This is a genomic window from Bradyrhizobium sp. Pha-3 (genome assembly GCF_042258615.1).
Classification (GTDB): Bacteria; Pseudomonadota; Alphaproteobacteria; order Rhizobiales; family Xanthobacteraceae; genus Bradyrhizobium.
Window position 1 is genome coordinate 4958135 of record NZ_CP170152.1, and the last position, 24350, is coordinate 4982484.

General features: G+C 62.7%; 27 protein-coding genes. 25 read left to right on the forward strand and 2 right to left on the reverse strand.

Annotation, left to right across the window (positions count from 1 at the left end):
* Nucleotide 1: 1 nt before the first annotated feature.
* The 13 genes from ACE10Z_RS23690 (at nt 2) to ACE10Z_RS23750 (ending at nt 11233) form a co-directional block, all read left to right on the forward strand.
* On the forward strand, nt 2-1786 hold the full coding sequence (locus tag ACE10Z_RS23690; RefSeq protein WP_375782920.1) for a carbohydrate-binding protein: 1785 nt from the start codon (nt 2-4) through the stop codon (nt 1784-1786).
* 84 nt (nt 1787-1870) lie between these two features.
* Nucleotides 1871-3070, forward strand: a complete 1200-nt coding sequence (locus ACE10Z_RS23695; RefSeq protein WP_375782921.1) for a hypothetical protein — start codon at nt 1871-1873, stop codon at nt 3068-3070.
* 17 nt (nt 3071-3087) lie between these two features.
* Nucleotides 3088-5052 carry a hypothetical protein gene (locus tag ACE10Z_RS23700; protein WP_375782922.1) on the forward strand — a complete coding sequence of 655 codons (1965 nt, stop codon included), beginning with the start codon at nt 3088-3090 and terminating at the stop codon, nt 5050-5052.
* Between the two features lie 52 nt (nt 5053-5104).
* On the forward strand, nt 5105-6373 hold the full coding sequence (locus ACE10Z_RS23705) for a peptidoglycan-binding protein (protein ID WP_375782923.1): 1269 nt from the start codon (nt 5105-5107) through the stop codon (nt 6371-6373).
* 51 nt (nt 6374-6424) lie between these two features.
* Nucleotides 6425-6793 (forward strand): hypothetical protein, encoded by a 369-nt coding sequence (locus ACE10Z_RS23710; RefSeq protein ID WP_375782924.1) that lies wholly within the window; start codon nt 6425-6427, stop codon nt 6791-6793.
* Nucleotides 6790-7254 (forward strand): hypothetical protein, encoded by a 465-nt coding sequence (locus tag ACE10Z_RS23715; protein WP_375782925.1) that lies wholly within the window; start codon nt 6790-6792, stop codon nt 7252-7254. Before ACE10Z_RS23710 ends, ACE10Z_RS23715 begins: the two co-directional genes overlap by 4 nt.
* Nucleotides 7255-7327: 73 nt before the next feature.
* The gene (locus tag ACE10Z_RS23720; RefSeq protein ID WP_375782926.1) at nt 7328-7696 is read left to right on the forward strand and encodes a hypothetical protein; all 369 of its coding nucleotides are present in this window, start codon (nt 7328-7330) and stop codon (nt 7694-7696) included.
* Nucleotides 7680-7991, forward strand: coding sequence for a hypothetical protein (locus ACE10Z_RS23725; protein ID WP_375782927.1), 312 nt, complete (start codon nt 7680-7682; stop codon nt 7989-7991). The genes ACE10Z_RS23720 and ACE10Z_RS23725 overlap by 17 nt, the downstream gene beginning before the upstream one ends.
* A gap of 43 nt (nt 7992-8034) precedes the next feature.
* Nucleotides 8035-8553, forward strand: coding sequence for a hypothetical protein (locus tag ACE10Z_RS23730; RefSeq protein ID WP_375782928.1), 519 nt, complete (start codon nt 8035-8037; stop codon nt 8551-8553).
* A 39-nt stretch (nt 8554-8592) separates the two neighbouring features.
* Complete coding sequence (locus ACE10Z_RS23735; RefSeq protein ID WP_375782929.1) at nt 8593-8793, forward strand: hypothetical protein; 201 nt, start codon at nt 8593-8595, stop codon at nt 8791-8793.
* Nucleotides 8794-8847: 54 nt separating this feature from the next.
* The gene (locus ACE10Z_RS23740; protein ID WP_375782930.1) at nt 8848-9099 is read left to right on the forward strand and encodes a hypothetical protein; all 252 of its coding nucleotides are present in this window, start codon (nt 8848-8850) and stop codon (nt 9097-9099) included.
* A gap of 160 nt (nt 9100-9259) precedes the next feature.
* The gene (locus tag ACE10Z_RS23745; protein ID WP_375782931.1) at nt 9260-10651 is read left to right on the forward strand and encodes a hypothetical protein; all 1392 of its coding nucleotides are present in this window, start codon (nt 9260-9262) and stop codon (nt 10649-10651) included.
* 105 nt (nt 10652-10756) lie between these two features.
* Nucleotides 10757-11233, forward strand: coding sequence for a pilus assembly protein N-terminal domain-containing protein (locus tag ACE10Z_RS23750; protein WP_375782932.1), 477 nt, complete (start codon nt 10757-10759; stop codon nt 11231-11233).
* Between the two features lie 91 nt (nt 11234-11324).
* Here ACE10Z_RS23750 and ACE10Z_RS23755 read toward each other — a convergent pair whose 3' ends face one another.
* Together ACE10Z_RS23755 and ACE10Z_RS23760 are read right to left on the reverse strand one after the other, a co-directional pair.
* The gene (locus ACE10Z_RS23755) at nt 11325-11771 is read right to left on the reverse strand and encodes a hypothetical protein (protein WP_375782933.1); all 447 of its coding nucleotides are present in this window, start codon (nt 11769-11771) and stop codon (nt 11325-11327) included.
* A gap of 140 nt (nt 11772-11911) precedes the next feature.
* Nucleotides 11912-12283 (reverse strand): hypothetical protein, encoded by a 372-nt coding sequence (locus ACE10Z_RS23760; protein ID WP_375782934.1) that lies wholly within the window; start codon nt 12281-12283, stop codon nt 11912-11914.
* A 101-nt stretch (nt 12284-12384) separates the two neighbouring features.
* Here ACE10Z_RS23760 and ACE10Z_RS23765 point away from each other — a divergent pair, with 101 nt between their 5' ends.
* The 12 genes from ACE10Z_RS23765 (at nt 12385) to ACE10Z_RS23820 (ending at nt 24348) form a co-directional block, all read left to right on the forward strand.
* The gene (locus ACE10Z_RS23765) at nt 12385-14337 is read left to right on the forward strand and encodes a hypothetical protein (protein ID WP_375782935.1); all 1953 of its coding nucleotides are present in this window, start codon (nt 12385-12387) and stop codon (nt 14335-14337) included.
* Between the two features lie 3 nt (nt 14338-14340).
* Entirely contained in the window at nt 14341-14712 is a 372-nt protein-coding gene (locus tag ACE10Z_RS23770; protein WP_375782936.1) for a hypothetical protein, read from the forward strand.
* Nucleotides 14713-14714: 2 nt separating this feature from the next.
* Nucleotides 14715-15239 (forward strand): DUF1833 family protein, encoded by a 525-nt coding sequence (locus ACE10Z_RS23775; protein WP_375782937.1) that lies wholly within the window; start codon nt 14715-14717, stop codon nt 15237-15239.
* Nucleotides 15240-15480: 241 nt separating this feature from the next.
* Entirely contained in the window at nt 15481-15972 is a 492-nt protein-coding gene (locus tag ACE10Z_RS23780) for a hypothetical protein (protein ID WP_375782938.1), read from the forward strand.
* Between the two features lie 398 nt (nt 15973-16370).
* Entirely contained in the window at nt 16371-16787 is a 417-nt protein-coding gene (locus tag ACE10Z_RS23785; protein ID WP_375782939.1) for a hypothetical protein, read from the forward strand.
* Nucleotide 16788: 1 nt separating this feature from the next.
* The gene (locus ACE10Z_RS23790) at nt 16789-20295 is read left to right on the forward strand and encodes a host specificity factor TipJ family phage tail protein (RefSeq protein WP_375782940.1); all 3507 of its coding nucleotides are present in this window, start codon (nt 16789-16791) and stop codon (nt 20293-20295) included.
* Nucleotides 20292-20723 (forward strand): hypothetical protein, encoded by a 432-nt coding sequence (locus ACE10Z_RS23795; RefSeq protein WP_375782941.1) that lies wholly within the window; start codon nt 20292-20294, stop codon nt 20721-20723. Before ACE10Z_RS23790 ends, ACE10Z_RS23795 begins: the two co-directional genes overlap by 4 nt.
* Nucleotide 20724: 1 nt before the next feature.
* Entirely contained in the window at nt 20725-21162 is a 438-nt protein-coding gene (locus tag ACE10Z_RS23800) for a hypothetical protein (protein ID WP_375782942.1), read from the forward strand.
* Entirely contained in the window at nt 21162-21566 is a 405-nt protein-coding gene (locus ACE10Z_RS23805) for a hypothetical protein (RefSeq protein WP_375782943.1), read from the forward strand. The genes ACE10Z_RS23800 and ACE10Z_RS23805 overlap by 1 nt, the downstream gene beginning before the upstream one ends.
* On the forward strand, nt 21563-22117 hold the full coding sequence (locus ACE10Z_RS23810) for a hypothetical protein (protein WP_375782944.1): 555 nt from the start codon (nt 21563-21565) through the stop codon (nt 22115-22117). Before ACE10Z_RS23805 ends, ACE10Z_RS23810 begins: the two co-directional genes overlap by 4 nt.
* Nucleotides 22114-22488, forward strand: a complete 375-nt coding sequence (locus ACE10Z_RS23815) for a hypothetical protein (protein ID WP_375782945.1) — start codon at nt 22114-22116, stop codon at nt 22486-22488. The genes ACE10Z_RS23810 and ACE10Z_RS23815 overlap by 4 nt, the downstream gene beginning before the upstream one ends.
* A gap of 264 nt (nt 22489-22752) precedes the next feature.
* Complete coding sequence (locus ACE10Z_RS23820) at nt 22753-24348, forward strand: hypothetical protein (protein ID WP_375782946.1); 1596 nt, start codon at nt 22753-22755, stop codon at nt 24346-24348.
* Nucleotides 24349-24350 lie beyond the last annotated feature (2 nt).

The window sequence follows — 24350 nt, forward strand, 5'->3', positions numbered from 1 at the left end:
AATGCCGACGCCTCCCACCTACGCGCCGATCACCTATAGCGCGAACGATACCGTCAGCGGTCGCTGGACAGGGCAGGGCTCCGTCCTTACGGCGCAGCAGGGCAACTATAACTTCTACAATCACAACCAACGCATCGCGTGGCTCGAGTCGAACTACACCGTAACGGTCAGCATCGCGACGATCACATCGCCAACTCCGGGCGAACTGCTGTTCACGATGACGGATTCCTCGACGCAGGGACCGATCCCGATTCCAGCAGCAGCGTTCCATAGCCGCGGTGCGTGGGCTCCGTTCACCTCCTATAACGTCAACGACACGGTGACGAACAACGGCACGATCTACGACGTGCCGACTGCGCATACATCTGCCGCGACCTTCGACCCCGGCGCGAATGATGGGCACGGCAATAATTACTACAGCGCGATGCTCACGCTGCCGGGCAACAGCCTGCCGTCCGGCGGCGCTCCCGGCATGGCGGTGGTCAAGAATTCGTCGACCAACTTCGACTACAAGCTCGCCTATATCCTGCCGTCGACCGGAAGCGCCGGCGAGGTCGTCATCAGGACCGGCACCGGTCCGACCGACTATGTCTGCGGCTTCGTGGATGCAGCCCACGTTACTTTCACGCCTTCGACGGCGAGTGCGCTGGTCTCGACCAACGTCGCGGCTGCCCTGGAAGAGCTCAAGGCCGATATCGCGAGCGGGGGCGGCAGCATCACGCTCAGCGGCCTTTCTGACGTCAACGTCACCGAAGGCTCCGGGATCAACGGCTATTACCTGTCGTGGAACAACGCGACCAGCAAGTGGGTCGCCGTTGCCGCAGCGTCGAACCTCTCCGGCCTGGCTGACGTCAACGTCACAGAAGGTTCTGGAATTAACGGATGGTTCCTGCAGTGGAATCAGGTGACCGGGAAGTGGATCGCTGCGGCATCATCTGCGTCTCTGGCCGGTCTCTCGGACGTCAATGTCACCGAAGGCGCCGGAATCGATGGCTACTCGCTGAAGTGGAATAATGCGACCAGCAAATGGATCGCGTCGACTAGCGCACTCTCCGGCCTCTCGGATGTCAATGTCACCGAAGGTTCCGGCATCGACGGCTATTTCCTGAAATGGAGCAATTCGACCGGCAAGTGGATTGCATCGCTGACAGGTGCGACCGCCACGCTGCTCAGCGGCCTCTCGGACGTCAACGTCACCGAGGGCTCGGGGATCGATGGTTATTTCCTGAAGTGGAATAACGGCACCTCGAAATGGATCGCCGGGGCGCTTGGTACGGCGGCTGCGCAAAACACAGGTACTTCTGGGGCCACCGTTCCGTTGCTGAACGGGGCCAATACCTGGGCCAGCGCGCAGACATTTACGACGGCGCCGGTCTTCAGCGATGCTCCGACCACACGCAGCAATCTCGGCGTCTCGGTCGGCTCGATCGAGGTCGTCATCGACGGCGGCGGATCGGCCATCGGGACCGGCTTAATGGGATTCGTCAGGCTTCCGTTCGCCGGCACCATCACCGAGGTGACGATGCTCGCTGACAGGTCGGGCAGCATCGTCGTCGACATCTGGAAGTGCACATATTCGCAATTCGACGCCGGCGCGACCCACCCGGTAGTGGGAGATTCGATCACCGCGTCCGACCACCCGACGATTTCATCGGCGACGAAATCGGACGATACGGCGCTGACCGGATGGACCACGTCGTTCTCGGCCGGCGACATCCTCGGCTTCAACGTCAATTCGGCGAGCACCGTTCAGCGCGTGACGCTTGCCCTGAAATACACGAAGTAGGTCAAGATGCAGGTCCTCACGCCGTCCGGCTACAAGAGCCCGGCATCGCTGGCTGCCGGCGATGACGTTTGCGCGTTCGATCTCGTGACCGGCGCGGCGATCGTCAACCAGGTCGAGACCATAGACCTCGTCGATCATGCCGAATGGTGCCGCTGGTGGTCGGTCGAGGAGGCCGTGCCGCCGTTTGCCTGGGTACGGATCAACGGCTCATTCACCTTGTTCCGCGAGCAGAGCATCTGGCGGAACGGGACCAATGTGTGTCACGTCCGCGATCTTACCGTCGGCGACGTGATCTATGACGATGCCGACCACGCAGTCACGATTTCCACGATCGAGGAGATCGAGGACGATTCGCTGATCTGGTACCGCTTCGCCATCTCCGGCGACCACAGCTACATCGTCGATGGCGTGACGGTGCACAACGCTTCCCGATTCTGGGTCGGCGGCACCGGGACGTGGGACAGTTCGACGACGACGCACTGGGGGTCGTCGAGCGGGACATCTGATAACTCGTCTGTGCCCGGCTCAGCTGACACGGTTGTGTTCGACGGATCGAGCGGCGGTGGTACCTGCACGGTCAACTTTGGCGGCACGATTACCATCACGTCGCTCACCTTTGGTGCTTTCACGGGGACGCTCGACTTTAGCGTCAACAACAACGGCATAACCCTGAGCTCGGGCTCTGGCGCGTTCAATGGTAACGGCTCTGGGGCGCGAATCCTCAAGATGGGTGGCGGAACGTGGTCGTTTACGTCGACGTTGAGCAGCGGCAATGCGTTGTGGAATTTGTTCACCGCGACGAATATGACGCTTGTCGCCGGCGGCTCCACTATCGCGTACACCGGAAACGTAACGACCGGCTCTGGTGCACGATTGTTTACCAGTGCAGGGGCGACCTACAACAACATCTCGTTCCTTGGTAACGGGTCCTACGCCTTCAGCGGCTCGGCCAATCTCACGATCGGTACGCTCACGCTCGGGCCGAATGCAAACGTCAGATTTCTGAACGGTCAGACGTACACCTGCACGTCACTGGCCTCGACGGCGACCAGCTCCGCACCGGCGAGCATGATGACGGACGTCGACACGGAGCGATCAACAATCAGCATCGCATCGGGTACGCAGTCTATCGCGAACGTCGCCATCAAGGACATGGCCTTCACGGGCGGTGCGACCTTCGCTGCAACGGGTTACAATCTCGGCAACAACAGCGGGATCACGATCACCGCGCCGTCGGGAGGCGGAGGAGGTGGCAGTCCGAGGTTTTCGGCGACAATATTCTAACGGGAGCGTCATCCTAAATGGCGACCAACGCGCCCGCGAGCCGCAAGACGCACATCGTGCGCATCTTCGGTGTCGACCGTCAGGGCAACATCATTCCGGACATGTATGCCGACGTCGAGCGGATGGACGTCGTCAAGCAGGCGATGCAGATCCCGCCGGATCGGCAGTGGCAGGGCACGCAGCGCACGTTCCATTGGTGCGACGATCCCAATTCCGATGACTACGCGCCCGACGGCACCCCGTCGCGCATTATCGAGATCGTCAAGGTCTGCGATCCCACGACGACGACGAACTTCGAAGACCCGGATGAATACATCCCGATCAAGTCAGTCAAGGGCATCCGGACCAGGGTTGAGGGGCAGGAGATCAATGGCGGCACCGGAATGGACCGCTTCCTCGCCAGCGTCACCAACGAGGAGCTGACGACGGCGCGCGTGGTGCAGGTCCGCCAGATCGTGCACCACGACACCAGTATCGATGCTGCGGCTGCGGCTGCGGCGGCAAATGGCCAGAAGGAGTACGTCGTCGATCCCGCAAACTACGAGAAGGATCTCAGCACCCGGGATGACACCCAGCACATCGACCAGGAGATCATTCTCTACCTGAAGCACAAGGGCAACGTCGCAGCACTGGCCGGGCTCGCGCGGCAGACCAAGCTGCTCAATCAATACCTGATCGACGAGAGCGATCCGCCGTCGGGCGACGTGACGGGGCCGGCCGGCTACAATCCGCCGTATCGGTTCGACTTTCTTCAGAGCATCATCAACATCAAATTCTCGTCCGGCCCCGACCAGCAGTGGCTGCTGGCGATCACGAACGGCACCGGTACCATCAGCGGGCTAAACATCGCATCTGATGTCGATGTGCTGGCTGCGGACGGTGCGCGGTGGACGGCCTATGCCGGTGCATCAGGACTTGGCTTTACGGTGATTGCTGGAGCGGTGGCCTACGGCAAGGCGACGCTGAACGACGGCACCACGATGAATTGCTTCCTGGCGTGCGATGCCAATATGCGCAGCGCAAAGCTCGGAACGCTCAGCAATGGCAAGATTTCATGGCAGGCCGCGTGGTCGGTGCCTACTGGCGGCGATCATCCGGAAGACGTGTTCATCTCCTCGATCTCCTACGCCAAAGATCGATTTTTCATCACGTTCCTCGATCAGAACGCCGTCATGAATATCGTCTCGACCAGGGACGGAAAGAGCTTCTCGGTGCCGCAAGCACCTCTGCCAAGTCGAGGATCCGGAACCGGACCGCTCGGGGGTGGCGTCGCATATGTTGAAACAGATGCGGTCCATCAAACCGGCGTCTTCGCGGTGATTGGCTACGAGCTCCAGGATGACACCGAAACCGAGGATCATCTGGCGTTCAGCGCCGGCTTCTGCTGGGCAACGTCGAACAATGGCACATCGTGGTCGGGTGGAAAGATCGAGGGGGTATTTGAGCAGCCCGGCGGCGGGGGCGGATATGTCGGCAACCTTAATCTGACCTCGCAGTCGTTCATTGCCGCCGGGAACGGCGTGTTTGTCGCTGCCGCGTCAAAGCGCAACGAGGTGTTCGAACAAGTCGGCGTCTTTGACGATGAAGGCAATCTGATCGGCACGCGAGATGCGCCTTACATTCTCACGTCTGCGGCGGTTGCCGTATCAACGAACGGCACATCGTGGTCCCTCGTGCCGTTGCCCGGTGCGATCTTCATTCAGAGCAATGTGGATGGCGACGTTGGCGGCACGACGACAGGCGTCCGGTTCATCCAGGACAAGAGCTATCGCGATCAGAGGGGCAACACGGGTTACTTCGTTGCGTGCGGGTACGAGGGCGCCGCGCAGGGCTTCGAGAATGCCAAACTGTGGAAATCGGTTGACGGCCGCTCATGGTCGCTCATTCGATCAGAGACGCACCATATACCCTCACCAGCGGGCGGCAACTACGTCGGCCTGAGCGCGATCGACAAGGTCATCAGCAAGGTCTCCGTCCTCTAGCTGCACACAATTTGGCGGCTGCCGGCCATCTACAACCATAGGATTTACCCCGATGACGTCGGACACCGTGTCTGCGAGCGCTCTCGATTTGTCCGGTTTTGGCGACGCGTTGATGAAGCTGTGGCCGCAGGGCGACAAGCATATCGCCGGACTGCGCCAGGCGATGGGCGAGCAGATGCCCGCGGTCGCCGCGAAGTGGGATTTCGACAGCCTCGACATCATCGCGATCTTCATGGGGCAGGTCTCGCTCGAATGTGGCGCCGGCCTCGAGGTCGAGGAGAACCTCAACTACACGGCCAAGCGCATGATGGCCGTATGGCCTTCGCGTTTCCCGACGCTCGCGAGCGCGATGCCCTATGCCGGCAATCCGCGGAAGCTTGCGAACAAGGTCTACAACGGCCGCATGGGCAACCGCACGGGCTCCGATGATGGCTGGAACTACCGCGGCCGCGGCGGCACCCAGACGACCGGCCACGATGGCTACGAGGCGGCCGGGCAGGCGACGGGGCTCGATCTGCTCAATGATCCTGGTCTCGTCAATGACATCCGGTTTTTCCTCGAAACGGCTGCCGCCGACTTCGTGAAATGCGGTTGTCTGCCGTTCGCGCGCAAGGGTGATATCGACAGCGTCACCCATCATCTCAACGGCGGTTTCACGGGGCTTTCCGATCGCAAGGTGTGGACCAAGAAATGGCGCGCGGCGCTCGCGGTGCAGCCGGCGCCGAAACCCGCGGCCGACGGCGTCCTGCGCCTCGGCACCAAGGGCTTCGAGGTCAAGGCACTGCAGCAGCGGCTCGTCGAGCTCAACTACGCGGTCGGCGCGATCGACGGCAAGTTCGGCCGTGGCACGCGGATGGCGGTGATTGCGCTGCAGCTCGACCGCGGCCTGCCTGGCACAGGCGAGGTTGACGCTGCGACGCGCGAGGCCCTGCAGCGGGACCTGAAGAAGCCGGTCTCCGAGGAGCGGGCGACAGCGACAGCGGATGACCTGCGCCAATCCGGATCAGAGACCGTCGCCAAGGCCGACAATCTGAACTGGTGGGGCAAGCTACTGACCTTCACCGGTGTCGCCGGCGGAGGCGGTCATGCCGCACAGAAGGTCGGCCTGATCGACAACGTCAAGGACGCGACCGACCAGGTCCAAACCATCCGCGGCGTCGTTGAGCAGGTCCAGGATGCCGGAGGCTGGGTCGTCTCGGTCCTGCAGACCTATTGGTGGCTGGCGCTGATCGCGGTCGGCATCGCCGGCGTGCATTTCGGCGGCGCCATCATCCGCCAGCGTCTCGCGGACCACCGCGATGCCTTCAACATGAGCCGCTGAAGGCTCGCCGCAAATGATGCCGGAAACAACGCTCGAAAGGGACCACCTCCAATGCTGAACACTCTGATGCTTGTCCTCACCTGGGCGATCGGCGTCCTCGGCGGCGGCAGTGTGGTTGCCATGATCGTGACGATGGTCGCGCTCGGGCCCGCAGCCGTGGTCGGAATCGTCCAGCCGATCCTTACCCGTTTCCTCGCCTGCGCCATGTGCGTGGCTTCAGTCGTTTTCGTGCTGGCGACTGTCGGAGCTTATTGGGTCGGCCGCCACGGCGAGTATGAGCGCGGTTACAAGGCTGCACTCGCCCACATCGCCGTTGAAGACGAACAGGCGATCAATGGTGCGTGGGAGCTGCGTCAGACGTGGAAGGATTGCCGCACGCGCGGCGGCAAATGGGATCAGTCGACGGGAGTCTGCCAATGAACCGGATCATCCTGCTGCTTTTGCTGGCGCCGCTGCTGAACGCCTGCGCGTCCCATGGTCCCGGCTCTATCGCGGGCGGCGAATGCAAGATTTTCGAAGCCCCGAGATACGCCATCAAGGGCGAGACCCAGTACGACCAGGATTGGGTTGACAGCACGATCGAGGGCGGCGTCGGAGGATGCCACTGGACGCGACCATCGCCGCGGCCAGCTGAACTGGATGCGGGTGAGAAAAAGACGAAGGCCGCAGCGCCGCGGACCACGGCAAAGCCGCGGCGCAGCTTCCTGAGGCGCTTTCACGATCAATTTGCGCCAAAAAAGAAGCCGGGCGACGTTCCTTCGCCCGCACCCGCCGCAGAGATGCCGCCGGCAAGACAAGAGCCGCTGGCCGTGGAGCCCACGCCGGCGCCGCCGCCGGCGCCGCGGTCGCGGATCGAGCAGCTACTGCGACCGAACGGGTGAGGGCGCAATGACGCTACCAAGGCTGATTGCTCATTTCGGGAATCGCCTCGCTGAGGTTGGCACCACGGTGATGATGTTGATGCTGGCGGCTCACATCGCGATCTGGCCGGACTCGATCCGCGCCAGCGGCTTCCGCCAGATCCTCGACGTGCTGTCCGTCGCTTGGCTTGGCTGGGGCTTTGCCGTCGCCGGCGGTCTGCGGATCGCAGCGCTGATCGTTAATGGTGCATCCGACTTCTGGGGTCCGTTGCTGCGCGCGATGTTCGCGCTTTCTGGTGCGCTGATCTGGCTGCAAATGTCGATCGCGCTCTACCATCTCACACCAACCGTTGGCTCTCCGCCCTCACCAGACATATCGATTTATTTGACGCTGTCGGCCGTCGAGCTCGTTTCGATGTACCGCGCGCTGGTGGGGGTGCGCTGGCATGGAAAAGCTCCTTGAGCGCATCTACGACGGGTTGACGTCTACTCCGCTCAACACGGTCGGCGCCCTGATCATTTTCCTGATTGCGCTGCCCCTGATCCGTGCAGGCTTTCGTGACGGCAAACCTTCGGCGCCGCCGCCCATGCAGCCACCGGTGCCGATCCAGATCGAGAGTCCCTGGCTGACGCAGCAGCTGATCGAGATGCACTACGAGATCGAGAAGATCGAGGAGCGGCTCGGCGTGCTCTCCAACCAGGTCAAGGGAATTGCGACGCTGCTGCGGCGTCGCGAGCAGCGCGAGCCGAAGAAGTAGTCTGCGCGTACACTTTTTTCTTCATCAATCGAAAGGCATCACCATGTTCCGTACCGTCGTTCTGGCGGCGATTGCGCTCGCCTGCCTGATCGCGCCCGCCGAGGCCCGCCACAAGCACGAGATCATTTCCGTCGCGCACCCGGACTGCAACATCGTCTTCCCCTGCGTCGGGGTGGTGGCCTCGCCGCGCGGGGAGGCGATCGCCAAGAAGCTCGGCTTCGGCGCGGCCCAGAAGCAGTATCGGCATCGCATTTCGGAAGTGGTGCAGCATCCCGATGGTTGCCCGCGGCGCGCCTTTTGCGGCTGTGGCGCGGCCGTGCGGGTATTCGGCGCGCCGATCCGCTCGCTCTGGCTCGCCGCGGCCTGGTTCAAGTTTCCGCGCGCGACGCCGGCGCCGGGCATGGTGGCTGTGCGACGGCACCATGTGTTCGTGCTCGAGCGGCATCTCGGCGGCTCGACGTGGCTTGCCTTCGACGCCAACTCCGGCCGCCATGCCACGAGGATTCATGCCCGCTCGATCGCCGGCTATGTGATCGTCAATCCGCGCAGCAGCTCGTCGTGATCCAGCGCCGCGCGACTTGGCTATGCCGGAGTTGATGACGTGAGCAAAAAGCTCGACATGATCCTCGCGAAGGATGAGGCCGGCGAATTTCGCCTGTGGGCTTGCCGCGGCGAAGGCAAGGGATGCGACCGCAACAAATATCGACGCAGCAAGTCGCCGTGCGTCGATTGTGTTGGCCCACTCGATGAGAATCTCACGCTTGGGGAGGTGATGGACCAACTCAATCGTGGTGACGCGTAACCCTGAGTCCGCCGCCTGACGGCGTCAGGCAAATCCCGTCAGAGGAGATTGGCCATGGCCATTCGCTGTAAGATGCGTCTCGACAACGTGTTTCGTCACCAAGCCTGGAGCGGCCTGAAGGCATTCTTCAGCTGCATCTATGATGAGAAACTGGCTGCCGCGGACAAGGCATTCCAGAAGGCGACGCCTACCGGCAATGCCGAGTTCATCATCGACAACCCAAAGGCGGCCGAGCAGCTGGTGATCGGTCAATACTACTACGTCGATTTTCACCCGGTGCCCGAACCGGAAGCAAAACCGAGCTAGCACAGTAGCGTACCGCGTACCTCCAAGGGCCCGCGTCGCCATGCCCGGCGGCACGGGCTTTTCGCGTTAATCGTTAATGGTGCATTGGCGAGGCTTCACCTTGAGACGCTGAGGTTGCAGTGATAAGGGTGCTGCTATTTCAGGTGGGGCTATATTTTCAATGGCCTGGACTTCAGTTCGCGCGACCACGACCGCGCTCGTCGCGATCGGGGTCTATATTCTGCTTGTGTGCTCCGGTCGCCACGTCCTGCGTGACCCGGATGTCTTCTGGCACATCGAGACCGGCCGGTGGATCTTCGCTCATCTTGCGGTTCCAAGCACGGACCCGTTCTCCAACACCATTGGCGGGACGAGCTGGATCGAGCACGAATGGCTGGCTGATGTGATCTTTGCAGCTGCCATGTCGCTCGCCGGCTGGCGTGGCGTGCTGGCACTCACGGCTTTAGCCATTGCGACGGCTTTCGCGCTGCAGACCCGTTTTCTTTTGCGGCATGTGCGCGAGTTGCTCGCGATCGAGATCGCGATCGTCGCGGTGGTGTTGATCGAGGGCCACGCGTTGGCCCGGCCGCATGCGTTGGCTTATCCGATCCTGGCTGCATGGTGCATCGGCATCGTCAGGGCCGCAGACGAGAACCGAAGTCCGTCACCCTGGCTGCTGGTCTTGATGCCGCTGTGGGTCAATCTCCACGGCAGCTTCCTGTTCGGCATCGCGTTCATTGTCCCGATGGCGCTGGAAACCCTGCTTAGAGGTCCGGACCGGAAACGCTTGGCTCGGGATTGGGCGCTCTTTCTGGCGGCGGCTCTGATCGCTGCCTGCATGACGCCTTACGGACCAAAACTCCTGTTCACACTCAACCGGGTGATGGACCTCGGTCCTGTGCTGGAGATGATATCCGAGTGGCAGCCGTCGACGTTGAGCAACAACCTGCCGCTCTTCCTGGTGACGCTCGTCGGCGTCGGGCTTGCGGTGTACTTCCGTGTTCGGCTGCCCGCCATTCGCATCCTCCTTATCGGCGCCCTGCTGCTGATGGCCTTGTCGCACATGCGGCACACCAGTCTTTTGTCGCTCGTCGTTCCGCCCCTAATCGCAGCGCCGCTCGGCCGTCAGTTCGGCCGGCCGAAGCTTGCTCCCGTGACGCCGGTTCGCCTTGCGGGCCTTGCGAGCGTCGGCATGGTCGCAATCGCGCTGACGCTCGTCGATCGAAGGCCTCCCGATGACATCGTGCCGCGAGCTGCTGTCAGCGCCATGCTGGAGTCGACCAGCGGTCCGGTCCTGAACGAATACAATTTCGGAGGGTATCTGATCTCGATTGGCGTCCGGCCCGCGATCGACGGCAGGGCTGATCTCTATGGCGGCCCGTTCATCATGCGCTACGTCCGCGCAATCCATGACGGCGATATCGGAGAATTGAGCTCGCTGATCGCCCAGTATCATATCGCGGCAACGCTGCTGGGCCCGAACGCCGCCGCGGTGAAGACACTCGATGCGATGCCGGGGTGGCAGCGCGTCTATTCCGACGAGATCGCCGTCGTCCACGTCAGAACAGAATAGGGCCTTTTTCCCCCACACAATCCGAGGTGGTGTTGCATTTCTGCAATTGACTCAACCTCCGGTTATGGTGGACCCTTATGCTCTTTCAGGGGCGGGGTATTTTTCATGAAACTGCTCGCTTTAGCGGCTCTTTGCGCTACGTCATTGTCGATGTTCCCGGCTGCCCTCGTTCACGCCGCGGAGCCGACGGAGATCGAACAGTCTCACGCCCAGATCACGCTCGGTGTCGATGAGACCAAGACGTTCAGGTTCGATACACAAATCAGCCGTGTCGATTTATCCAACGAAGGCGTCGTCCGAGCTTTCCCACAAGCGGGAAATCAAATTAGGCTCACCGGAATATCTTCAGGCCGTACGCCTGTCGCGATCTATGGTCCCGACGGATCGCGGATCTACAGTGCCACGATCACGGTGACCGCCGAATCCGGTCACATGGTCCGCATCTACCGGCAGCCGACCAGGGAAGAAATGAAGGCTGCGGGGAATAGCGCCGATGGCAAGGTCGATGCTTCCGACGAATATTGGTGCACACCTCTCGCATGCAATGACTCTCGCCGGATCACCCCAACCAACAATCGATGAGATCGATCCGCGCCTGAAGTCTGTCGACGAGTATTGCGATGTGGCCCGCGCAGGGATGATCTCCGCGCGGGCCGTTTGATGTGGAGACCATCTAAGCGCGTGAGGGCTTCTCGATGTCGGCATTGGCGTGAAGAAACCAGTTAGGCCCCTGGGTTTGTCGCCAACCATGGTCCTGGTTGATCAACCGATCGAACGAGCCGAGCGCCGGCTCCTCCTCGTCGCCCGACAGCTCATCGTCCACGTTGGGCTCCCTGCCATCGTGCTCGTCCTCGCGATCGTCGCGCGAGCCCTTGTTCCAGCAGGTCTGCGCACCGTCGCCGGTTCGATAGGGCGCATTGAGCCATGACTCGCCCGGGATGCATTCCGGGTGTCGCTCCAGTGCCGCGAGCGATGGCTCGAGGTCGCCGCCGTCCTCGAGATCCGCTTCACCGTCGATCTGGTCGAGCAGGAGAAGAAGATAGTCGATCGCTGCCTCCGCGCGTTTTCGGAGTCGCCGCCACTGCAATTCCATCTGCAATTTCCCCGTCAATTCCAACATGTGTCTCCCGGCCTTCAATTACTCGCGCCGGGGTAGTGTCATCAAAACATGCATGCGGAGTGATGTGCGGACGAGAGTGTCCAAAGTGGACACCACTTTAGTCGGATGCGGGTCGCGCCAAAGTGTACGGAGTGTACGGACTATCGTTTCAGCCGATCGGCGGCGCTGCGTACGGCGAGCGCCATGGCGCGCGTGTCGCTGCGCGAAAGTTGATCCATGCGTTTGGCGGACGTGCGCCAGCCGCGCGCGGTCCGCTCCAATACGCCGAGGCGATCCAGTGCGCGCAGCCGCCTGACGACGGTTGCCCGCGGCATGCCGACAAAACCGGCAAGCTTCTTGGCGGTTATCGGCCGCCCCTCGATCGTGCTGACGTAGACGGCGGCTCCGATCATCAACAACGCGGTGCGCGAGCCGAACTGCGCCTGCTTGTCGGGTGCCGCGGTTTCATGGAGCTGGCGGGTGAGTTCGATCCACAGGCGCGCGAGGTGATAGAGCTTCGGTGGTGGCGGCATCTCTCTCTGCTGCGACACGCCCGGGCTGGTGCCGGGCGGTTGATATTCAGCAGCACTGCTTGCTGACCCCCATTATTGCCGCCACGCAGGGAGCTATCGTCATGTTTCGCAATAACGACATCAGCGATGGCGGCCGTGCGGTCCTGATTGAGGGGCCAACCGATGAGGTCATCGCGCTCGCGGACGTCAAGGCGGCGCTCGGCATCAGCGGTGGTAGCCAGGACCTGGTCCTGACCGCCGCGCTCGAGACGGCGATCGCCAATCTAGATCCGGCGTCGGGTGGCTCCCTCGGCCGCGCGCTCCGCGAGCAGACCTGGGAGCTGCAGCTCCGCAGCTTCGATGACCGGCGCCGCAAGGTGCTGCCGCGAAACAATCCGTTGGCGATCCCGCTGCCTTATCCTCCGCTGTTGCAGCAGGGCGCCGGGGCGATGGGGGATCTCGGCAACCAGGCGCAGGCCGCCGGCGCCGTCATTGACGACGCGACGATCAAGCGCGCATCCGATTTCGATGCCGAATGGCGCAAGAGCTCGGTCCAATGGTCGCTCTACATGAAGGCGGCCTTTGCGGATGTGCTGCCGTTCCTCGACGATCTGATCGAGCGCGCGGCCAAATTTTTCAAGTCGTTCGATCGGGACGCGGTCGAGAAGGCGGCAAACGAGCAACTCGACGCCCTGTCCGGCGCAGTCGGCGGTCCTGGCTCAAACCAGACGGTCGGCATCAAGATCGGGATCACGCCGGAAACCGAGCGCGCACTGGCCGATTTCAAGAATGCGTCGGTTTTCACGCTCGATTTCTGGGAATCGGCCGGCCGCGTCTTGAGCTCGTCGGTCGAGCGCATCAGGCCGGAGGATATCAAGTGGTACGCCGGGACGGGCGCCTCGATCACGGACACCAGCAACGCGCAGAACGAATTCGCCTGGCAGGGGCAGGCCGCGTCGCTCAAGTCGATGCAGGCGGGCCTGACCGGCCTGCAGTTCGGCAGGCCGTCCAATGTGGCGACAAGGGGCGATGCGGCCCTCGATCCTGTCGACCGCGCGATCAACTCACTGCGCAAGCATACGGAGACGCAGGAGGCCGATACCAAGGCGGTCGGGCTCGGCGATGCCGCGCTCGCGTCTTTCCGCGCAACGGCCGCTGAGACGTCCGCAGTGCAGGCCAATAACGGCAAGGAAACGGCGGCGCAGGCCGCCAAGTTCGCCGAGCTGCGCGATCGCGCGGCTGCTGCTGCCGACGCCCTGGCGCGGGCCAAGGTGAGCTCGCAGATCGATTTCGCCAGCAAGACGGCGTTCCTGTCGTCCGACGACGTCGCGATCGCCTCGCAGCTCAAGGGGATCTATGGAAACGACGTGCCGGCGGCCCTGGACAGCACGTATGCGGCTGCGATCCGCACCAACAATGCCTTTAAGGGGATCTCGTCCTCGATCGAGGGCGACCTGGTCAACGGCCTGACCGACATCACGACGGGCGCCAAGTCGGCCGGCCAGGGCTTCACCGACATGTCGAATGCGATCGTCAAGGCGATCGAGCAGATGATTATCAAGATTACGATCGTCGAACCGCTGATGCGGTCGCTGCAGTCGGCGGCCGGCGGCCTCGGCCTGTTCTCGTTCGGCGGCTCGGGCGGCGGCGCAGCGTCGACCGGCGCCGCCGGCGTCGGCGGCCTCGGCGGTCTCTACCACACGGGCGGCATCATCGGCGCGGAGCCGACGTCGATGCGTTACATCCACGGCGCCTATTTCGACGACGCGCCGCGCTTCCACACTGGCGGCATCGCTGGAAACGAGGTTCCGATCATCGCGCAACGGGGCGAGGGCGTCTTTACGCCGGGCCAGATGGCTGCGCTCGGCGCCGGCGCCGGCGGAGGCCGGTCGCCGCAGGTCACCATCAACAATTACACGGATGCGACGCCGGCGGTCGAGCAGGCGCCGAACGGCGACATCACGGTGACGCTGCGCAAGATGGTCGACGGCGCGGTGGGTGACTCGCTGTCGACCGGCACTGGCCGGCGCGTGCTCGGCGACCAGTACGGCGTCAAACCGTTCACGGGGCAATAAATCATGGCCTTGCCGGCATTCCCGATCGCAAACGCCGTCCTCCTCAAAGAGGGGTTCGGTCTGCAGCGCATGCGCGATCCGATCGCGACCGATATGGAGCAGGGCAACACGCGCCAGCGTCCGCGGCCTGGCGACAACGTCGGTACGGTGACGCAGACGGTTCGCTTCTATGCGGCCGACTATGACACGTTCGTCGAGTGGGTTAAGACGACGCTCAATCTCGGAACGGCGCGCTTTACCATCGACGTCTGGCTCGGAACGTCGCTGGCGAACAAGGTCTGCCAGTTTATCAAGCCTGGCACGTCCCTGATCGCCAGCTGGCCGAATCCGGGAACTGTCGACGTCCGCATGACGCTGCGGGTTTACGACGTCTAGCCATGCCGACGCACAATGAAGCGCTGCTCGAGGCCTATGCCTCCTGTCCGCCAAGCGCGCGGATTTACTACACGCTCGAGCTCTGGCAGTCGTCGTTCGACCAGCCGGCGCGGGTTGTCGCCAATGTCGGCGCCGATATGGCCTTTGGGCTCGAGGCGGGCGCGCCGCGCAACGCCGGCCAGACGGTGACATTCATCGCGTGTCCGTTCCAGGCAGGCTATCCGGAGCAGAAGGAAGGCCAGCCGCCGTCGACCACGATCAAGATCGACAACGTCAACCGCGAGCTGGTGCCGAAGATCCGCGCCGCGCAGGGGACGCGCGAATATATCCAGGTGCTTTATCGCGAGTACCTCGGCAGCGACCTGACCGAGCCGGCCTATGGGCCGATCGAATTCGAGCTGCGCAGTGTGCAAATGGTCGGGGCATCGCTCACCGGAACGGTCATGGTCAAAAACCTGCAGAACAAGCGGTTCCCGCGCATCACCAAGAATTACGACTATGTGCAGTTTCCGAGCCTGTTGCCCTAGTGGCGGGACGTCCGGCAAGAAGGTCGGCTCCTCCTCCGAAAGGCGACCTTACAACAGAGTTGGGCAGTGTCAGAGTTTGGCCAATAGAGCCTCTGCGCGCCCCAGAGGACCGGTCAACGCGGAGTTGTCCCTTTCCGTACCGCACGGATCGTGTCATTATTTATCGGCGGCGGCTATCGCGTTCGCATCTTGGTCAGCTGCTTATTGCAAAGGAGATTATTGTAGAAAAGGGAGCGCAGATATGAAGAAAGCATCGAGGTATGTTTTAGGTCTACTCATCTTGACTGCTGCGCCTGCTGCATTCGCATCCGAGCTGCCAAAGGAGGGTAGCTACGACTACACTGCCTGTTGGTCCGGCGTTAACAACGTGATCACTTTTTCCAAGACCCACACCGCGGCCAGTTACGAAATGACGGGCACCACCCGCAGCAATCCTTCAGGCGGGATGTTTGATAAGAATACCTTCCACTGCGTCGGGATGAATGCCTCGCTTGACGGGAAGAGCACTGGATCCACCGTGTGCGAGGCAACGGATACGGATGGCGACAAACGCTTGGCATATTTCTCGCTCGGCAGCGATGGAAAGGTGACCCGAGAAAACATCACAGGCACCGGAAAATACGAAGGCATGGTGGCAAGCGGCACCGTCCAACCGTTGGGTCCGTTTCCCGTCGTGAAAGCCGGAACGTTTCAGGACTGCAATCATCAGACCGGCACGTATAAGCTAAAGTAAGACCGCAATGAGAATTGGCCGCCGCTGATCCTCTTTCAGCGGCGGCTTTGGCGCGAGCGTGTGTTGGCGCACAAGCCGCCCTCCGCCCAAAACCATGCCGGTGATCGTGACGACCGATGAAGACCGAAATGTCGGATGCAGGCGCCGTGAGATGAGGCGAAAGCGTCGCGAAAGACTATTGCCCGATGATGTGCCGAGGATCGTCGCGTGCTGCGCGTCAAGGAAGAACGGGCGGCATGATCAGAACGGCCACTGGCAGTCGCTGTGGACTTGTGCCGCCTATATACTGCTTGCGGTCACTGTGCTTGAGAAAATCCGACCAGCCGACTTCCGCTTTTTCTCAATGAGCTGACCTACCGTCAGTTTACCTGCCAAGCCGTTTGGAAGGCAACGGGCTCTTGTCCATTAACCGTTCGTCATTCCTGTCGCCCCTGATCGGCGAGCCGTGGGCCTGGCAATCTCGCAACTGCTGGGACTTCGCCTGCCATGTGCAGCGCGAATTGTTCGGCCGCGAGCTACCGCGCGTTGCGGTGCCGGACGGCTTTTCCGAGCGCTGGGTGCTCGAGGAGATCGCGGGGCATCCCGAACGCGCGCTCTGGCGCGAGGCACCGCAAGGGCCGGGCGGCCTGGTGACGGCTGCGGACGGCGCCCTGGTGCTGATGGCGCGCCTGCGCTTTCCCGCGCATATCGGCGTCTGGATGCAGCCCGAGGCGCGCGTCATTCACTGCGACGGCAAGACCGGCGTTGCCTTTGAGACCGTCCTGGCGCTGCGCCAGATGGGCTGGAAAAAGCTTTCCTTCTTCGAACCAAGGTAACATGCACAGATCTATCAAACGATTGCGGACGCCGGAGATCGGCGCGCCGCGGCCGCGCGCACGCCGTGCGCGGCGCCCTGATGCCGCGCGTCAGCCCGTGCTGCATCTGGTGATGCCCGGCCTCGAGGTCGGCCGCGCCGAGCCGCGACCGAAGGAGACCGTCGCGGCTTTCCTGCGGCGTACCGGCTGGGCCGTGCGCGATCGGGAATTCGGCTGGCAGTTCAAGAAAGGCCTTCCGACCGTCCTCGAGATCAACGGCGAGGCCGTGCTGCGCAAGGATTGGCGGTCGCGTCGCATCGGACCGGCCGACGCGGTTCGCTTCATGTCCTATCCGCTCGGCGGCGGCCAGGGCGGCGGTAACGCGGTCAAGCAGGTGATCGGCCTGGTCGCGCTGGTTGCTGTCTCCGCATTCGCGATCTGGGCAGGTCCCGCACTGTTCGGCGCCGGCACGTTTGGCGCGCTCGCGACGACGGCGGCGATCGGCATTGGCGGCTCGCTGCTCGTCAACGCCCTGGTGGCGCCAAAGGCCGGCGCGACCAATACGCCGACCGCGACGCAGGACCAGATTTACTCGGTCGCGGCGCAGGGCAATGTCGCCAAGCTCGGCCAGCCGTTGCCGGTCTGGTATGGCCGCGTAAAGGACTATCCGGATTTCGCAGCGACGCCCTGGGGCGAGTTCGTTGCCAACGATCAATACCTCAACGTCCTGCTGTCGCCGACCATGGGCAGCATGCAATACGAGGCCGTCTATATCGACGATACCGTGTTCTGGGACGCGACCAATGGGATCGCGGCGGCGTTCACCAATGCACAGATCGCCTTTTATGAGCCTGGCAGCCCGGTCACGTTGTTTCCGACCAACGTCGACCAGTCCGCCGAGGTCAGCGGCCAGCAGCTGCCATCGGGGACCGGGACGTCTGGCGGACAGTATGACGCGAATGGCTTGCCGTTCGGCGCCTCGGCGCGATCGCCTGGCGCCTGGATCGGACCATTCGCGGCAAACCCGGCCGGCACGCTGGCGCAGTCGCTTGCTGTCGATTTTGTCTTTGCTGCCGGCTGTTACACGGTCAACAGCAAGAATGGCTCTATCGGCTATTCAAACGTCGGCCTGACCGCGGAATATGCGACCTGCGACAACGCCGGCGCGCAGACCGGGCCGTTTAATCCGCTGTTCTCGATCGTGCGGCAGTATGGCTCGCAGGCGCCGGTCCGCGACAGCGTCAAGGTCGACGTTGCGCCTGGCCGCTACCTGGTCCGCTTTCGCCGCGAGGACGCCGAGCTCTCCGGGACCGCCGGCAGTAACTCGGTGCTTTGGGCAGGCCTGCGCTCGTTCCTGAAAGGCAACAATTCGTTTGCCGACGTCTCGACGATCGCGATCCGGCTAAAGGCCTCGCAGTCGACGCAGGGCGCCTACAAGTTCGGCGTGCTCGGCACCCGCAAGGTGCCGGTTTGGAACGGCGCGGCCTTCGTCACGCAGGCGACCCGTAACCCGGCTTGGGCGTTTCTCGATGCGGTCACCAGCGGGCAATATGGCTCGGGGCTGTCGATCGCCAAGGTCGATTTCAACGCCGTTGTGAATCATGCCGCCGGCTGCGACGCGCGCGGCGACACGTTCGATTATCGGTTTACCACGGCCGTCGCCGTGCCCGATGCGTTGAACAAGATCCTGGCGCCGTCGCGCGCGCAGCATTTCTGGCTCGGCGATACCGTCTCGATCGTCCGCGACGAGTGGCGCGACGTGCCGACAATGCTCCTGACCGATCGCGAGATCGTGCGGGATTCGATGCAGGTCAGTTTCACCATGCTCGGCGAGGAAGATCCCGACGCTGTCGTGGTCGAATATGTCGACGAGAGCACCTGGCGGCCGGCGCAGGTGCAATATCCGCCGGACAGTGACACGTTCACGTCGCTAAATGCCGAGACCAAGCGCGTCGACGGCATCGTCAACCGTGACCAGGCGTTTCGGGAATGCGCGTTCTATTACCTGCAGTCGATCTATCGGCGCGAAAACGTCGCGCTCGGCTCGGAATACGAGGGCAGGGCGATCACGCGCGGATCTGTGATCCGGGTGCAATCCGACCTGCCGGAGACCTATGGCTATGGCGGGGCCGTCGTCGGCGTCGCCGGCGCGACGCTGACGCTCAACCCGGCGCCGGTCTGGGATAGCGGGCCGTTCTATATGCGCCTGCGGAAACCGAACGGGAAATTCTTTGGCCCGGTGCTTTGCAGCCGCGGCGTCGACGATCGGCATGCCGTGCTGGATGCCGCTGGCCTGGCTGCGGCCGAGACGGCGCAGGCGACGACGCTGGCGGCCGTCGTCGCCCGCGAGGACGGCGCGGAGTACCCGTCATTTGACCTCGGCACGGGCGTTAGCCAATCGCGCCTTTGCGTGGTCCTGGACGGCTCGCCGAACGGCGACCAGTTCACGCTCAACATGGTGGTTGATGACCAGCGGGTTCATGCGACGGATCTCGGCAATCCGCCTGTGCTGCCGAGCGCGCAGTATCCGTCAAACGACAAGGTCCCGCTGGTGTTCGGCCTCAATGCCTACATCAGCCAGGGCACGGCCGAGCCGCGCCTTTTCGCCAGCTGGTTCCCGACCGCCGGCGCGGTCTACTACGTCGCCGGCGTCTCCTATGACGAGGGCAAGAATTGGACGCAGGTCTATGAGGCGGCCGAAAACCAGTTCGATACGGTCGTCAGCCTGGCTGCGGTGCGGCTGCGCGTCCAGGCGGTCAACGCGACCATGCGCGGCGCTTATTCGACCGTCGACCTCGAGGCGCCGACGGTCAAGCTGTCGCCGGGGATGGTCACGCTCGAGTCTTTCAACGCGGCCCTGAAAAAGCAGGTCACGGAGATCGATGACCAGAACAACGACGAGATCAATACCGCCCTGCAGACGATCGCGGCGACCGCTGCCAACCAGGACGCGCGCAACTGGCTCGACAAAAAGTCGATCAAGTCGGAGATGTCAGCCCGCGTCGGGGCTGCATTCGCACAGATCGCCACGGTCCAGACGGTCGCCGTCAACGCGCAGCAGGCCGTCGCGGATCTCAGCACGTCGGTTACAGCCGAGTTCGGCGACGTCAATGCGTCGATCACTGAGCAGTCGACGGCGATCGCGCAGCTCAACGGATACGCCGCCGCGGCCTGGTCGCTGACGCTCAACGTCAACGGCTATGTGACCGGAATTCAGCTGGTCAATGGCGGATCTGGCGTCTCGGCCTTCACGGTCCTCGCCGACAAATTCCAGATCCAGCTGCCGGGCTACAACGGCAATGTGCCGAAGTCGGTCTTTACGGTTGGCACGATCGGCGGCGTCGCCTCGATCGGCATCACGGCGAATATGTATCTCGACGGCGTCCTGACCGCGCGGATGATGAACATCGGCGTTTTGAGCGCCATCACGGCGAACGTCGGCACGCTGACCGCGGGTGTCATCCAAAGCACGTCGGGCCTAATGGTCATTAACCTGACGGGCGGCACCATCACGATCTCAGACTCGTGACCAAGCGCATCTATATCGCCGCGGATCGCGTCACGGTGTCCAAGCCGGGCTATGACGCCGAGAATCCGCCGGCCGTCGACTACAAATATTTGTCGCTGGATTCGCGCTTGAACCAGGGGCGACCGCTCGAGGTCGGCCTGTTTCCGAGTACCGTGTTTGGCAGTGGCAAGGTGTTTTACTCGACGACCTATCCGCATCCGCCGGCCGTCGACATCGTCGCCTATAGCATCCCGTCAGCTGGTGTTGCGCTGTACTCGAAGGCGATGGTTTGCCGGGATGCGAATTCGAGCATTGCTTACCAGCGCTCGAGCTGGGTGCCGGTCCTGTACACGGACGGGTTTCTGATTTCGGACGATTGGCGATACCGGCGCTCGCGCATCATGGGGACGGGCGTCAATCTCTACTATATCGCCTGGCAGGTCTGGTGAGATGCCTCGGCGCTTTCATGCGGGTTACAACTCGTTCCTTGGGGCCTACGGCGTCTGGCTGTCGCGGCCCGGCGTCGACGTGCTGGCGACCTCGAGCAATTCCGACTTTCTGCTGCGGTCGGAAACCAAAAATGACCAGGTCGTCATGTCGGGGTCGATCTATCTGCCGATCAACAGCGGCGACCAGAACATCCCTTATCCGGCGACGTTCACCAGAACGCCCTACGTCTGGTTTGAGGCCTACATCGACAGCGGCGTGGTCGCGTATCCGTACAATCAGGGCATGGCTGCGCGCGAGATCACGGTCGGCGGCGTGCTGACGTATGAGGTCGGCATGGGCCTGACGTTCTGGAACAATAAGATCACGCTGAACAACGCCAGCTCCGACTATGCTTTTTACGTGGATTACATGATCTTTCATCGGAGCCTTGGTCTCTGATGGTCAAGCGGGTTTTGATCCAGTCCGGCGCCGGCGCCGCAATGAGCGTGAGCCTGCCTGGCGTCGACGTGACGACGGCGAACATCGACCAGATGGTTTTCGATTCTCGCTGGTCGGGGCATCAGTTCTTTGCATCTGGGACATTGGACAGCTCGCAGGACTCGGTCGCGACGTTTGTCTTTCCGTCGACGCTCGATGCCGTCCCGTTCCTGGCCGCCTACACGGATACAAACATCACGCTCGCGCCTGGGAGCCAGTACCTGGGCTTTACCAATTTCCGGGGCAACAGCTCCGACTATTGGGTTTACGCGCAGGTCACGACCTCGTCGCTGCAGTTCCGATTCAAATTCGGCAACCAGGTCGGGCGCCTTTACTTCGCACTTTTCAGGAGGATTGCAGGATGACGGGGGTAACGCTCGACGGGGCATGGGCTGTTGCGGGCTACATGCCGCCTGGTGGCGGCGGGCAGGCTGCTGCAGCAGGCGCGGAGCCGGCAGCGCTCGAGGAGCCGGCGGCCGCCAGCAGGCCCAAGGTGATCGTGCGGCACGACGGCAACGGCGTGATTACGGCCGTCACGCTGCAGGTCGAGATGGGGATGGAAACGCTGTCCGAGAAGTATGCGGAGATGGGCATCCCGCACATTCTCTATGACGGCGAGGTCGATATCGCCGACGCCTGGGTAAAGGACGGCGAGGTTGTGCCGAAACTCGACGTCGAGATCTCCGGCGAGGTTCGCCCGGTCAAGGCGGACGGCGAGGATCTGCTGCAGCTGATGGTTTCGCCGGCGGAGTTCGATGCGACCGTCGCGCTCGACGGCGCGCTGGTGCATTCCGAGCATGTAACCGATGGAAAGCTCGAGTTCGCGGTCGATCATCCCGGCAGCTACGCGATTTTCGTCGTGCCGGCGCATCCGTATCGGCTCAAGAGGCTGGACGTCGAGGCGATCGCGCCATGAGGGTGAGTGTCATCGAGGTCAAGCGCAAGCGCGTCGAGGCGATCGTCAACGAGCGTTACATGGTCGACGGCCATGACATCGCGCACGATCGCAAGCGCAGCCTGGCCGCGGCCGTCGCCGCCGGCGCCGAGCCATCCGCCGAATTCGCCGAGGCGGCGGCCGTCGAGGGCGTCACGGCGCAGGCGCTCGCGCAGACGATCCTGGCAAAGCCGGACGAGCTCATGACCAAGGAAAACAAGCGGCGATCGATGGTCGTTCGGACGCGCGCGGCCAAGACCGTCGCCGAGCTCGAGGCGATCCAGGCAGAGGCCGACGCGGCGGCGCCGTCGCCGGCGCCGACATCTCGCATCTTTTTGCAGGAAGGACCGTAGTCAATGACCGCGCTCTCGAGCTATTCGACCGGAACGATCTCTGTCGCGGCAAACGGAACCGCCGTCACGGGTGTCGGGACGATCTGGTCAGGCACCAACGTTCGGCCTGGTGATATCCTGCAGATCGGCAATTTTCAGACGATCATCGCTGACGTCACCGACCCGACGCATCTCGTCATTCCGCCATGGGGCGGCGGTGCGCAGGCCGGCGTCGCCTACGTCATCTGGAAAGTGTCGCCGCAGCGCATCGTCGGGGCGCAAGCGATGGCGGACGTCTCGGCGCTGGTCGCGGCGCTGAACACGTCCGGCTTTTTCTGGTTTGTCGACGCATCGCTCGCCGCGCCTGATCCGTCGCTCGGCTCGGACGGTCAGTATGCGCTGCAGCCGTCAACCGGGAAAATGTGGTTCCATACCGCCGGCGCCTGGTCCTATCTCGGCATCTACAAGGGGTTTAGCTTTCGCGGCGCCTATGACAACGCCGCGACCTATTCGGTCGGCGATGTGCAGACGACCGCCGGAACGTCCTATGTCTGGATCAATCCGGCGCCGGGGTCGGGGCACCCGGCGCCGGACGCGACTTACTGGCAGGTCCTGGCGGCCAAGGGTGACAAGGGCGATACCGGCGCCGTGCCGTGGAGCAACGCGACGGCTTGGGCAACAGGTACGAATTACGTAGCCGTGCCGCCGACCTCGATCGTGGTGCACCCGATCAACAAAAACCTCTATCAGTGCATCGTCCCGCATCTGTCGGGGAATTTCGCGACCGATCTGGCGGCCGGAAAATGGCTGCTGCTCGCTCAGAGTGCAACGGAGGCGGCGAGCGCGACGGCGCTTGCGATCGGCACGGGAACCAAGGTGTTCTCGGCGGTCACAGGCTTTTCGTATCAGAACGGCGTCCGTCTGCGGGCATCGTCGAACGGCTCGCCGACCAATTGGATGGAAGGCGTTTGTCTCTACGATCCCGTTGCGCAGATCATCACGATGACGGTCGACAAGACCGCTGGCGCTGGCACGTTTGGAGATTGGAATTTCAACCGCGCCGGTCAGCCTGGCGCTGGTGATCTGACGTCCAGTCTCAATCTCGCGGACCTGACGAACAAGCCTGCTGCTATAGTCAATCTCGGCATTCCCGGACTACTGAGGGGCTATCAGTCCGGCTTGAAGATCAGCGCTCTCGGGGTCGCCAACTTCACTTTAACCGCCGGCGTTGTGGCTGATCGCAACGCGACCGACATGATTACGCTTGCTGCCGCGCTGAACAAAACGAGCGGCGCCTGGGCTGCTGGAAATGGTCAGGGCTGCCTGGATACCGGCGCGATGACGACCGGATTTTACCATGTCTTCGTGATTAGAAATCCGACCGGCTCGGGCTCGGTCGACGCAGTCATATCTCGAAGCGCAACCGCTCCAACTCTGCCGGGCGGCTATACGCTGTTTCGCCGGCGCGGGGTTGTCTATTGGAACGGCACCATCTTCAATCAGCTGTTGGTGCGCGGAAACGAGTTCCTCTGGCCGGGTGTCCCCCTCGACGTGAACGTGAGCAATCTCGGAACTGCGCTGACGACTTACTCGCTCGCAAGCATTCCGACGGGGATTCAGGTTCAGGCAATCCTTACCGTCATCGGCTGGAGCGCGACGCAAAACACTCAATGGTGGGTGCACGACGTGGCGATGATCGACGTCGGGCCGAACTTTACGACCGGTGCAACCGGAACGGAGGTCACAACCGTGTCCATGGGCAACTTCGCGGAAGCCCGCGTCTGGACGGATCTAAGCGCGAATATTGCTGCGCGGGCCTCGAATGCATCAACGACGTTTAGGATCGTTACTCGCGGCTTTTTTGACCCGTTGGAAGGATGACA